At 38.7% G+C, this 11,670-nt stretch carries 11 protein-coding genes; 5 read left to right on the forward strand and 6 right to left on the reverse strand.

What is annotated here, in order from left to right; translation table 11 throughout:
• Window position 1 precedes the first annotated feature (1 nt).
• The 5 genes from ABLC00_RS03905 to ABLC00_RS03925 form a co-directional block, all read right to left on the reverse strand.
• On the reverse strand, window positions 2–1,201 hold the full coding sequence (locus ABLC00_RS03905) for an NAD(P)/FAD-dependent oxidoreductase (protein ID WP_000071488.1): 1,200 nt from the start codon (window positions 1,199–1,201) through the stop codon (window positions 2–4).
• A gap of 116 nt (window positions 1,202–1,317) precedes the next feature.
• Entirely contained in the window at window positions 1,318–2,199 is an 882-nt protein-coding gene (locus ABLC00_RS03910; RefSeq protein WP_033846722.1) for a 1-aminocyclopropane-1-carboxylate deaminase/D-cysteine desulfhydrase, read from the reverse strand.
• A gap of 65 nt (window positions 2,200–2,264) precedes the next feature.
• Complete coding sequence (locus tag ABLC00_RS03915) at window positions 2,265–3,392, reverse strand: HlyD family secretion protein (RefSeq protein WP_002050331.1); 1,128 nt, start codon at window positions 3,390–3,392, stop codon at window positions 2,265–2,267.
• A 40-nt stretch (window positions 3,393–3,432) separates the two neighbouring features.
• Window positions 3,433–5,076: an MFS transporter gene (locus ABLC00_RS03920; protein WP_002050275.1), complete on the reverse strand. Its 1,644-nt coding sequence runs from the start codon at window positions 5,074–5,076 to the stop codon at window positions 3,433–3,435.
• Window positions 5,073–5,642 (reverse strand): TetR/AcrR family transcriptional regulator, encoded by a 570-nt coding sequence (locus ABLC00_RS03925; protein ID WP_022575897.1) that lies wholly within the window; start codon window positions 5,640–5,642, stop codon window positions 5,073–5,075. Before ABLC00_RS03925 ends, ABLC00_RS03920 begins: the two co-directional genes overlap by 4 nt.
• A 178-nt stretch (window positions 5,643–5,820) precedes the next feature.
• Between ABLC00_RS03925 and ABLC00_RS03930 the strand changes: the two genes are divergently transcribed.
• The 3 genes from ABLC00_RS03930 (at window position 5,821) to ABLC00_RS03940 (ending at window position 7,111) form a co-directional block, all read left to right on the forward strand.
• Window positions 5,821–6,444, forward strand: a complete 624-nt coding sequence (locus ABLC00_RS03930) for a LysE family translocator (RefSeq protein WP_033846723.1) — start codon at window positions 5,821–5,823, stop codon at window positions 6,442–6,444.
• A gap of 162 nt (window positions 6,445–6,606) precedes the next feature.
• The gene (locus ABLC00_RS03935) at window positions 6,607–6,795 is read left to right on the forward strand and encodes an NF038215 family lipoprotein (protein WP_004888592.1); all 189 of its coding nucleotides are present in this window, start codon (window positions 6,607–6,609) and stop codon (window positions 6,793–6,795) included.
• Entirely contained in the window at window positions 6,776–7,111 is a 336-nt protein-coding gene (locus ABLC00_RS03940) for an EF-hand domain protein (RefSeq protein WP_033846724.1), read from the forward strand. The genes ABLC00_RS03935 and ABLC00_RS03940 overlap by 20 nt, the downstream gene beginning before the upstream one ends.
• Before the next feature lie 82 nt (window positions 7,112–7,193).
• Here the strand turns inward: ABLC00_RS03940 and metG are convergent, their stop codons facing one another.
• Window positions 7,194–9,260 (reverse strand): methionine--tRNA ligase, encoded by a 2,067-nt coding sequence (metG, locus tag ABLC00_RS03945; RefSeq protein ID WP_033846725.1) that lies wholly within the window; start codon window positions 9,258–9,260, stop codon window positions 7,194–7,196.
• Between the two features lie 286 nt (window positions 9,261–9,546).
• Between metG and ABLC00_RS03950 the strand changes: the two genes are divergently transcribed.
• Window positions 9,547–10,167, forward strand: a complete 621-nt coding sequence (locus tag ABLC00_RS03950) for a hypothetical protein (RefSeq protein WP_227517039.1) — start codon at window positions 9,547–9,549, stop codon at window positions 10,165–10,167.
• Window positions 10,168–10,313: 146 nt separating this feature from the next.
• Window positions 10,314–11,543: an iron-sulfur cluster carrier protein ApbC gene (apbC, locus tag ABLC00_RS03955; RefSeq protein WP_033846726.1), complete on the forward strand. Its 1,230-nt coding sequence runs from the start codon at window positions 10,314–10,316 to the stop codon at window positions 11,541–11,543.
• The last annotated feature ends 127 nt before the right edge of the window (window positions 11,544–11,670 follow it).

Below are 11,670 nucleotides of genomic sequence, written 5' to 3' on the forward strand. Positions count from 1 at the left end.
GTTAAACATATTGTGCTGCTGCATAAGCAGAAGACCAAGCCCATTGGAAGTTATAGCCTCCTAAGTGGCCGGTCACATCAAGTACTTCTCCAATAAAGAACAGTCCTTTCTGCTTTTTGCTTTCGAGTGTTTTAGATGAAACTTCGGTTGTATCAACTCCACCTAAGGTAACTTCGGCAGTACGATATCCTTCAGTGCCTGATGGTTTAACTGAAAAACCATGTAACTGCTCGGCAATATGTTCTAGCTGTGCATCACTCATATTACCAATTGCCATTTCGCTATGCTCGGGCCATATGAGTTGTTGTAGCTCTTGTACAATACTTTTCGCAGTAAACTCATTAAGAAGGGTACGTAATAAAACTTTAGGCTGTGCTTTCTTTTTATCTTTTAAATAAGTCGTTAAATCTTGGCTTGGGAAAAAGTCAATTTTAAAACTTTCACCGGTATTCCAGTAGTTAGAAAGCTGTAAAGAACTTGGCCCACTTAATCCACGATGGGTAAATAATAACGCTTCAGTAAAGCTATTTTTTGAATTGCTTAACGTGACATCTAAAGCGTTACCACTTAAGCGCGTGGTGACTTCTTTGATATGATCCGAAAAAGTAAATGGAACTAAACCAGCGCGGGTTGGGAAAACTGTATGCCCAAATTTTTGTGCCAATTCATAGCCAAAACCAGACCCACCCAAAGTCGGAATAGATAAACCGCCTGTAGCAACGACTAATGACTCACAGCTAAATCGACCTTGGTTGGTGTGTACAGAAAAACCGCCTTGTTCTAATGGATCAATCTGCCCAACTTCACAATGGGTCTGGATTTCAACATTGTTGGTTTTATTACACTCACTCACCAACATCTCTAAAATTTCTTTAGCGCCGTTTAGGGTAAATAATTGGCCGTGTTTACGTTCTTCATAGGCAATTCCATAATCACACACCAGACCAATAAAGTCCCAGTTGCTATAGCGTGACAGGGCAGAAATGACAAAGTGTGGATTATGAGAAATATAGTTGTCAGGCTCTACATACAGGTTGGTAAAGTTACATTTACCTCCACCCGACATTAAAATCTTTTTACCAATTTTATTGGCTTTTTCTAAAATTAAAACCGAGCGTCCTCGTTTAGCAGCATGTGCAGCCAACATGAGTCCAGAAGCGCCTGCACCTAAGACAATGACATCGACATGACTGTTAGACATAAGAGATTCTCGATTAATCGTGAAAATTAAAAAGGGGCATATACTACCATGTCAGCCCTTACTCGTGCTAAAGACATTTATGATGGTAGAGAAAACGTTAACTAAAAAAGAGTGAATTATTGGTCCGTTTTATTTCTTATATCTGCCTGTAAACCACCAGAATGAATAGCGAGAATACGAGTTCCTTCGGAAAAGTAATTATTTTTTATAAGGTCGGATAAACCGAACATCATTTTTCCCGTATAGATTGGTTCAAGAGGCACAGCATATTGCGCTTCAAAACCTTTAATAAATGCAAATAGTTCAGGTGACGTTTTGGCATAACCACCGCAGCAATAAGCATCTGTTAGCGACCAATTTTGTTTTTTAGTCCACCGACGAATCTCTTGTTGTAAAAAGTCGCCTTTTAAAGCTGAAAATCCTAAGACTTTTTGATGTGTTGAACTTTTTTCAATAAGACCTGAAATTGTTCCGCCAGTTCCTACCGCACAGCAAATCACATCATATTTCTCTAAATCACTCTGACTAAGAATTTCCTGACAACCTTGAACTGCTAACTTATTGGTGCCGCCTTCAGGGATTATGTATGTTTCAGGAAACTGTTGAATTAACTGTTGAAGAAAGTTTTCATCATCTCTCAAACGATATTCATTGCGTGAGACAAAATGTAGCTGCATTCCTAAACTTTGTGCTTTTTCCAAAGTAGGGTTAAGCGGCTTATTCACTAACTCTTCACCACGAATAATTCCAATACTGTTTAAGCCAAAAATATGAGCTGCATAAGCTGTTGCAGCAATATGATTTGAGTAAGCCCCACCAAAAGTCAAAATATTTGATAGCCCTTGTTGTTTTGCGGCAAGTAAATTGTATTTTAATTTGAAAAACTTATTGCCCGAAATTTGAGGATGGATGAGATCTAAACGTTTAATTTCGAGATGAACAGATGATGGGAGTTCAATGTGCTGGTAAGAAATAGGTTGGGCAATGTGATCAAACATTAGAAATTGAGAAAAATAATGAATGATCACATTGTAACTTTTTAAAGAGAACTTTAAAAAGCTGATTAAGAGCTTGTGTCGACAGAAGTAATCACTGACATACCAGGGCGTAAGTGTTCCATTCCTTCCTGATTTGGGTCGATGGTGATACGTACAGCTATGCGTTGCACAACTTTAGTAAAGTTACCTGTCGCATTGTCTGGCTTTAACACACTGAACTCGGAACCTGCAGCAGGCGAAATTTGCTCAACATGTCCTGTAAATTTTTTGTGGTTCATCGCATCGACTGTGAACCATGCTTTTTGTCCAATTCGCATATTGGCAATTTGGGTTTCTTTAAAGTTAGCAATCACCCAAGTTTGTTGTGGAATTAAGTAGAGCAACTGTGAACCTGCTGCGACATATTGCCCAACACGAGGATTTACTTCCCCAAGTTGACCATCCATAGGAGCAACAATAACGCTATAGTCTTTGGTGGTTTGTGCTTGATCTAATTGTGCTTTAGCGCTAGAAACTTGTGCTTCTAAACCTGCTTCTGCGACCTGTGCGGTTTTTAAAGCCTCTTTTGCAACTAATACATTAGCTTCTGCTTGCTTAAGGGCTGCGAGATTATTTTCGGCGTCTGCTGCGGCTTTATCTTGCTCAGATTTAGAGGCTGCACCACTATTTCCTAACTGCTGATAGCGTCTAAGCTGTGCTAAAGAGAGTTCGTATTGAGCCTTCACCTGATCTACTTTGGCTTGCGCCGCAACAATATCAGCTTGTTTTTGTGCGATGGATTGGGTTTGATTAGCTAAAGTATTTTTAGCCTGTTCAACGCCTGAAGCCGCTTGTGCTACTTTTTGATCGTAAGTAGTGGCATCAATATGCATTAATACTTGACCCTTTTTAACATGGTCAAAGTCTTTCACTAATACATCTTTAACATAGCCATTAATTTGTGAAGATAAAACAGTGGTTTTACCTTTAACATAACTATTGTCCGTTTGCTGTACACTCGTTGCAAAAGGCCCAATTCTCCATGCCCATAAAATAACTAAAATACCAATAATAAGAACACCTAACATCCATAATAGGGTTGAGCGTTTTGTTGGAATCAGTTTACTTGCAGGTGCAGGTGCAGGTGCAGGTGTTGGCTCATTATTAGATGTTTGAGCAGGGCTTTGTTCCGGTTTATTTTGATCATCTGACATATATCAATCTCAATTTCTGTTTCATCAATAACGAAAGCCATTAAGGACGGCTAATTCCTCTGCGTTGTAGATATTTACTACGGGCAATATTAAATCCACCCCATAAGAGCAATGCGATAGCAAAAATACCGTTTAACGCAATAACATCATTGTAGGCACGCACTTGTGCTTCACGGGTGACCACTTGATTGAGTGTGCGCATGGCCTGAGCCGTTTGTAATGCCGGGTCATTTGTTGTGATGGCTGCACTACGCTGATAAGTGGAGAGCCTTTGAGAAACTAACGGGTCGGATTGTTCTAAATCTTTAATAATCTCGACTTGATAGTTTTGCGTGCGGTGTTGTTGATAGGTCGAGAAGAAAGAAGACCCGACCAGACCACCAAAGGTTTGAGTTGCAGAGAACAGCACAATAAAAGTCACTACATATGAAGGACCTTTTGCTAAAGTTTGAGCAAAGCCAATAAGCAGTAATGGCCCAATAAATAAACCACCTGCAAAACCCACTAAGAATTGACTTGCAAAAAAGTTCACAGGTCGAACATCACTGGTTAAGTGATAATCTAGTCCACAGGCAACCAGAATCAAGAACTCTGCAAAAAGTAAGTGGAAGATAATTCGTTCGCGTGAAAAAGTCAGTGCACTAAATAATGTTCCGCTTAAAATCCCGATGAATATCACAACATAAAGAGGTACAAACTGGTCAGGCCCCATTCCCATGGCTTTTAAGAAGTTAACAGCAGCATAGCTTTGCTCTGACATTAGAAGCCGAATCGCAAAAGCACCAAAAATAAAACGTAGTGTCGAAGCAGTACCTAACCAACGTGTCATAATTAATGGATTGGCACGGTAGTGTTCGTAAAGTAAACCTAAAACAACCAAGCTAAAACCTGCAATTAATATATAAGCAAGCCACTCACTATTAAACCACCACAGAATTGGGCCTTGTGTAAGCACAATACATAAGCATGCAAAACCAGGAGCCAGTAAAGCAAAGGTAAAGAAATCCTGCTTCTCAAACACATAAATACGTAAGCTGCGTGGTAGTTTCAATGAAACAACCATGGCTAAACAACAAAGTGCTAAACCAAGCTCAAAGGTATATAGAACAGACCAACTGTCTGTACTAACAAGAAATGGAGAAATAATCCAGGCGAGAGGAACACCTAACTGCTGAAAACCAAAGGCAATGTATATACCTTTTGCCATGTCAGCTTTTTTAAAAGCTTGCATGGTGTAATACATGCCCAAGGAGCTTAGTGGTGCACCAGCTAAACCAGCTACAACCCGTGCGAACAGCGCCATTTCATAGGTATGTACAAAAATATGTAAAACAAGAACCGCAATAAAAATGACGAGACCTATTTCTGAAAATACTCTCAGACCATATTGTTGACGGGCCTTAAACAAAATCAGGTTTGAACTGACATTTGCCATAACATATGCAGCTGGCAGCCATGCAGCTTCGGAAGGGGTTAGGCCATACTCACCTTGAATTAAAGGTAAATTTGCCGTGATAAAGCCATTACTTAAGCTTGCCGAAAGAGCAACGAATAGGCCAATGAAAAAATAGATAAAACGTTTAGGTACAGAATGTGCAATCGCTGCTGGTGAACCAGGTAGAGTCGGTTGTTCCTCTGGTGTCCAGTCGGGTGGTGTTTCTAAATAACGAGGCGTTTTACTCATTCTATCCCTCGAATTTTTTGTATTTGAATACCATTAAATAGTAATTCAATTGCTCGTTTTGCTAAGCGAGTCTGTTCTTCTGGCTCATGTCCTTGAAATGAAGAACCTAACATTGCAGTGACCATTGCATAGTCATTAGCAGTCAGATCAGCTCGACACAATTTTTGTTCTATCGCATTTTCAATCAGTGGTTTAAGTGCATTATTTCGCCTTTCATAAATTTTTAACATAATTGGATCTTGTCGATCAATCACTCTCCAAAAATCTTGCAAAATTGCGAGTTTAGGAAGCTGTGCAATATGTCCTTCAATTAAACGAAATAATCCATCCTCGAATTGTTGAAAATGAGCAGCTTTTTGCTCTAGCTGTGTAATCGCGCGCTCTAAAAGAGCGCTAATTAAAGCCTTTCGATCACAAAAGTTTCGATAAAAGGTTGCTCTACCTACACCTGCATGGTCAATGACAACTTGTAAAGGCACATTAATGCCATGAATACGGAAACATTCTTCGGCTGCAGTGAGTAATTCATCCCGATTATGGGCTGCAATTTTTTGACGCTTACTCATGTCATGGATTGGGGGAGATTTAAAGATGATATATTTAACGGACATTTTTGTCCGTTGTGAAGAGATAAATTGTAAAAACATGAAAATTCAATTTTTATCATTTATATTTTTCCATTTTTATATGTGTCATAAAAAGCTGCTAGAATATCGCCAAATTGCATGATGCTAGGTCAATACAATGTTTGAGTCCCTTATTCCTCTTTTTTCAATTGCGATGGCATTGATGCTTGGAGCAATAAGCCCTGGGCCGAGCTTTATTTATGTAGCACAAAATTCAATTTCTAAATCACGTAAACATGGTTTGTTTACTGCTTTGGGTACAGGTACGGGGGCTGCTCTTTTTGGTTTTTTAGCTGTCATGGGATTGCAGGCAGTTTTGTTGGCAGTGCCTTCAGCTTATCTAATTTTAAAAATTGGTGGTGGACTGTATTTACTTTGGCTTGCTTTTAAAATTATCAAACATGCCAAAGAACCAATTGCCATGGAAAATGATGGCAAATCAAAAATGACCTATAAACAGGCATATCGATATGGCCTGATTACACAGTTAAGTAACCCGAAAATTGCTGTTGTATTGGCGAGTGTATTTACTGCTTTATTGCCCAAAGAAATCCCAAATTATTACTATGTTGCATTGCCAGTGATTTGTTTTATGATCGATGCGGGGTGGTATTCATGTGTTGCAATGCTGCTATCTTCAGAGAAGCCAAGAACAATGTACCTAAAAGCAAAAACTGGCGTTGACCGGATAGCTGGAAGTATTGTGAGTATATTGGGCTTAAAGTTAATTTTCTTCAAATGATAAGTCTTTAATTAAAATATCTAAAAAATGCAGAGCCAGCTGTTTATAGACTGGCTTTATTTTTGGGTAAAATATATACAAATTGAAATATCTTTTTTAGTTCTTAACCATTTAAAAAGTGGTAACTTAATAAATAAAACAAAAAGAAATGAGGGTCACGCTATGAAAAAATTGATGGTGAGCATTTCTGTAGCTTTTCTTATCTTAACGACAGGATGTGAGATGAGAACAATGAGCAAGCAACAGCCAGCCAATGAGCGGACTATGAGCATAGTTGGTACTCCTGTTCATGAAAAAGATTACAAAATTTCTGATTTACAAGCCAACAATCATGAGCAATCTAACTATTAAGTTACTCATAGGCTGCATCACTTACTGCATTTTAAATGTAGTAGGTGCCTGTGAGCCTGCATCTTTAGATTGGAAGCTTTTTCAAGAAAAATATGATGTAAATCATGATGGTTTGTACAGCTTAAAAGAGTTTCAACAGGTACAAGATTTCTATCCTTATCGTTGGCCTACGGATAAGCGTTTTCAGGGAGAGAATAAGCAAACAGAACTATTTCATTATTTAGATAAAAATAAGAATGGTTATTTAACAAATGAGGAATTGGGGAATATACACGTTTTACTTAGTAACCCTTGTGAAGGGCGGCCATGGACATAATTTAAATCTTCTTATAGATGTTTCTAGAAAATTTATAGTTAAAAAAAGCCCCCCAATTAGGGAGCTTTTTTATGAAGGCAAATTAAGACACTTTATCGCCAGGTTTTGCACCACTATCTGGAGAAATAATGAAAATACCTTCACCATTTCCAGCAGCAAGTACCATACCGTTTGAAATACCAAAACGCATTTTACGTGGTGCGAGATTAGCAACCATCACGACTAATTTGCCTTTGAGGTCTTCTGGTGCGTATTGGCTACGAATACCACTAAATACATTACGTGGTTCAGCTTCACCTACCTCTAACGTCAGTTGTAGCAATTTATCTGAACCCTCAACTGTGCCTGCTTCAATGACCTGAGCAACACGTAAGTCAACTTTTAAGAAATCTTCAATACCGATAATTTCAGCTTCACCCACTGCTGGAGTAGGGGTTGCTTTTTTCTCGGCAGATTTCTCTTTCTTTGCTGTTGCTTTAGTTGCTTGTGGAGCTGGAGCACCTAAAGACTCTTTCGAAGCATCAACCATTGCTGCAACAGCTTTTGGATCAACACGCTGCATAAGTGGCTGGAACTGCGCAATTTCATGGCTTACAAGAATTTGTTTGCGTGACTCGAAATCGAAGCTTTCAAGTTTTAAGAAATCTTGAACTTGCTTAGCCAAAGTTGGAAGAACTGGCGCTAAGTACACTGCGAGTTGACGGAATAAGTTGATACCAACAGAGCAGACATCAAGAACTTGTTGTTCTTGACCTTCTTGTTTAGCAAGAGCCCAAGGCTTTTTCTCATCAATATATTGGTTTGCACGGTCAGCAAGCGCCATAATTTCACGAATGGCTGTAGAGAATTCACGTGCTTCATATGCTTTAGCAATTGAATCACCAGCATCAATAAAGCTTTGTACTAACTCAGATTCTGCACATTCAGCAGATAAAGTATTGTTAAAGCTACTATTAATGAACTTCGCACAGCGACTTGCAATATTGACGACTTTACCAACTAGATCTGAATTTACTTTCTGAACAAAGTCATCAAGGTTCAAGTCAGAGTCTTCAACTTTATCTGAAAGTTTAGAAGCGAAGTAGTAACGTAAATACTCTGGGTTTAAATGCTGTAAATATGTCTCGGCCTTAATGAAAGTACCGCGAGACTTAGACATTTTTTGTCCATTTACAGTCAAGAAACCATTTACGAACAAGCCTGTTGGAGTGCGATAGTTCGCACCTTCAAGCATTGCAGGCCAGAATAAAGCATGGAAGTAAACAATATCTTTACCAATAAAATGGTAAACCTCATTTTGACTATCTTTTTTCCAGAAATCATCAAAGTTTAAGTCTGGACGTTTAGTTTTGATATAGTTTTCAAAACTAGACATATAGCCGATTGGGGCGTCTACCCACACATAGAAATATTTATTTGGGGCGTCTGGAATTTCAAAGCCAAAATATGGTGCATCACGAGAAATGTCCCAGTCTGCTAAACCCGCTTCAAACCATTCGTCTAATTTATTGGCAATTGAAAGAGGCAGACGACCTTCATCACGCGTCCATTTTTGTAAATATTCAGAGAAGTTTGGTAGTTTAAAGAAATAGTGATCTGATGATTTTTCAACAGGTGTTGCACCACTTAAAGTCGAACGCGGGTTAAGTAATTCGGTTGCGTTATAAGTTGTACCACAAACTTCACATGAGTCGCCGTATTGATCTTCTGATTTACATTTCGGGCATGTGCCTTTAATGAAACGGTCAGACAAGAACATACCTTTTTCTGGATCAAATAATTGAGTTACAGGGCGAACTGCAATATTTCCAGCTTCACGGTTTTTAATATAGATATCTGTTGAACGAGCTTTGTTTGCATCACTATGAGTTGAATCATAATGATCGAAATGTACGCCAAAACCGTCAAAATCACGAATGTGCTCTTTTTGAACATTCGCAATTTGCTCTTCTGGGCTAATACCATTTGCTTCGGCACGTAGCATAATCGCTGTACCATGAGCATCATCCGCACATACATAAGTCACGTCATGACCCATTGCCCGCATGGCACGAACCCAGATATCTGCCTGGATATAACCGAGTAAATGACCCATATGAATTGGACCATTGGCATAAGGGAGGGCATTGGTGACTAAAATTTTACGCACGGATCTCATTCTCTCATTCGTATTTATAAGGTGGAAGATTTTAACTGATGCAGGGAGATAAGCAAAGATTAATAATCTTTGTCTAAAGAGAAGAGGTAGCTACAGAAATGGGCCTAAAGCCAGAAAGGATTTCTCTTTAGAACAGATAAACAAATCAAAAAATATTTGAATCTTCCTGTATTGTCTTTGTTTCAAATTGCAGTTACGGTCAGAAAACAAGCCATAACGATGTATAACTAATAACTTATTCAGGTAATTTTTTTAATTAACGATGAGGATAACAACGATGACTACTGAAAATAAATTAGATGAATTAAAGGCAAAAGCGGCTGATGCAAAAGTACAAGGTGAAAAAGCTTTGGACGATTTAAAAGAAAATGTAAAAGAGAAACAAGCTGCTGGCAAAGAAGCAGTTGAAGATAAAGTAGATGAATTGAAAGCAAAAGCAGTAGATGCAAAAGCGCAAGGTGAAAAAGCCTTGGAAGATTTAAAAGAAAATGTAAAAGAGAAACAGGCCGCTGGTAAAGAAGCTGTTGAAGATAAAGTAGATGAACTAAAGGCAAAAGCAGCAGATGCAAAAGCCCAAGGTGAAAAAGCCTTAGATGATTTGAAGGATAATGTAAAAGAGAAACAGGCGGCTGCAAAAGAAGTAGTGGAAGAGAAAGCCAGTGATTTGAAGAGCAAACTTGATGATGCTCAGCATAGTCTGCAAGACAAATTTGATCACCTGCGAACTGAAGCAGCTCATAAACTTGATGATGCTAAAGCAAAAGCAGCAGAATTAAAGGAAGAAGCTGCATCAAAATTAGATGAGTTAAAAACTCAAGCAACTGCAAAGTTTGATGAATTGAAGAAAACGGCAACAGATAAACTCAATAAATTGAAAAATCACGATTCTGCTGAATAAGCTGATTTAAATAAAAATTCGTGCTCCTCACTCAAATGATGAGGCTTTAAAATTAGCAATTATTCATTTCGAGTTGAGCGAGTGCGGATCAATACTGTTACACTAGCTCCAACAAGCTGTAATGATCTGTTTTTGGAGTAAACAATATGTCTTGGCTTTCTTCATTAAAGTCCGTTTTTTCACCCGCACAAGAAGTGAAAGAAGATGAAATCCAAACCGTACTCCAAAACTATTTACTACCCCATTCAAAAGATGCCTTAAAAGAGCGCATTAGTCAGCTTCAGGTACAAGGCCGAGTTTTACAACTCACTATTAATACCTTTCCAGATGAAAAAGAGTATTTGCAACAAATTCATGATGATTTGGCTGGAGCTTTGCAAAAGTGTGGTATTGAAGAACTTAACTTACATGTAGTTCAACAAAAGCGTCCTGCTCAAGAAAGTTCAGGCCAAGGCTGCTCATCTAAAGCACCTAAAGAAAGTGCGAACTTACCTCCTGTGCTTGATGCCTCACCTAAATCTGAACCTGATCCAAACAATCCTCCGATTCAAAAAGCTGCTCCACAACAAAGAGATGTTCCACTTCATCCTCGGATCAAAAACGTCATTTTAGTTTCATCTGGGAAAGGTGGAGTTGGTAAGTCGACCACTACTGTCAATTTAGCACTTGCCTTACAGAAAATGGGGCTTAAGGTTGGGGTATTAGATGCTGATATCTATGGCCCAAGTATTCCAACCATGCTGGGTAATGCAGGTAAAACACCTCTTATTGAAAGTGAAAACTTTGTACCTTTGGAAGCATATGGTATGGCTGTGCTTTCTATTGGACATTTAACAGGTGACAACAATACTCCTGTTGCATGGCGTGGACCAAAAGCAACCGGTGCTTTAATGCAATTGTTTAACCAAACACTTTGGCCAGATTTAGATGTACTCATGATTGATATGCCGCCGGGTACCGGTGATATTCAACTTACGCTTGCACAGCGTATTCCGGTTACAGGATCAATTATTGTCACTACACCACAAAATGTTGCTTTACTGGATGCGACCAAAGGAATTGAGCTGTTTAATAAAGTTGGCATACCTGTATTGGGTGTAGTTGAAAATATGTCGACTCATATTTGCTCGAATTGTGGACATGAAGAACAAATTTTCGGCATTGGTGGTGGTGATAAGCTTTCCGAGCAATACCATATTCCATTATTAGGTCGTTTGCCTTTAAATGCTCAAATACGTGAACATGCTGATGAGGGTAAACCAAGTGTTATAGCAATGGATGACGCAGCCGATAGCTACATTGATATTGCGAAAGCTGTGTGGCAACAAATTGAAAAAATTCCTCAACGCACGCGTAATGATAAACGAATCTTTTGATTCAACTGACCCAGCTTTAAGCTGGGTTTTTTATTGCTTGGTTAAAAGAAAAAATTAAATTACTGAATCTAAATAACAAAGCTGAACTTGAAATTGGCATATAGATTGCTACTTTACGCTTTTAAAA

The organism is Acinetobacter nosocomialis (assembly GCF_041021905.1).
In the GTDB taxonomy this organism is placed as follows: domain Bacteria; phylum Pseudomonadota; class Gammaproteobacteria; order Pseudomonadales; family Moraxellaceae; genus Acinetobacter; species Acinetobacter nosocomialis.

Coding starts and splice junctions, on each gene's coding strand:
- apbC (WP_033846726.1), top strand. CDS start 10,314: ATGTCTTGGCTTTCTTCATTAAAGTCCGTTTTTTCACCCGCACAAGAA.
- ABLC00_RS03930 (WP_033846723.1), top strand. CDS start 5,821: ATGTTTGAGTCCCTTATTCCTCTTTTTTCAATTGCGATGGCATTGATG.
- ABLC00_RS03905 (WP_000071488.1), bottom strand. CDS start 1,201: ATGTCTAACAGTCATGTCGATGTCATTGTCTTAGGTGCAGGCGCTTCT.
- ABLC00_RS03935 (WP_004888592.1), top strand. CDS start 6,607: ATGAAAAAATTGATGGTGAGCATTTCTGTAGCTTTTCTTATCTTAACG.
- ABLC00_RS03950 (WP_227517039.1), top strand. CDS start 9,547: ATGACTACTGAAAATAAATTAGATGAATTAAAGGCAAAAGCGGCTGAT.
- ABLC00_RS03910 (WP_033846722.1), bottom strand. CDS start 2,199: ATGTTTGATCACATTGCCCAACCTATTTCTTACCAGCACATTGAACTC.
- ABLC00_RS03920 (WP_002050275.1), bottom strand. CDS start 5,076: ATGAGTAAAACGCCTCGTTATTTAGAAACACCACCCGACTGGACACCA.
- ABLC00_RS03925 (WP_022575897.1), bottom strand. CDS start 5,642: ATGAGTAAGCGTCAAAAAATTGCAGCCCATAATCGGGATGAATTACTC.
- ABLC00_RS03940 (WP_033846724.1), top strand. CDS start 6,776: ATGAGCAATCTAACTATTAAGTTACTCATAGGCTGCATCACTTACTGC.
- ABLC00_RS03915 (WP_002050331.1), bottom strand. CDS start 3,392: ATGTCAGATGATCAAAATAAACCGGAACAAAGCCCTGCTCAAACATCT.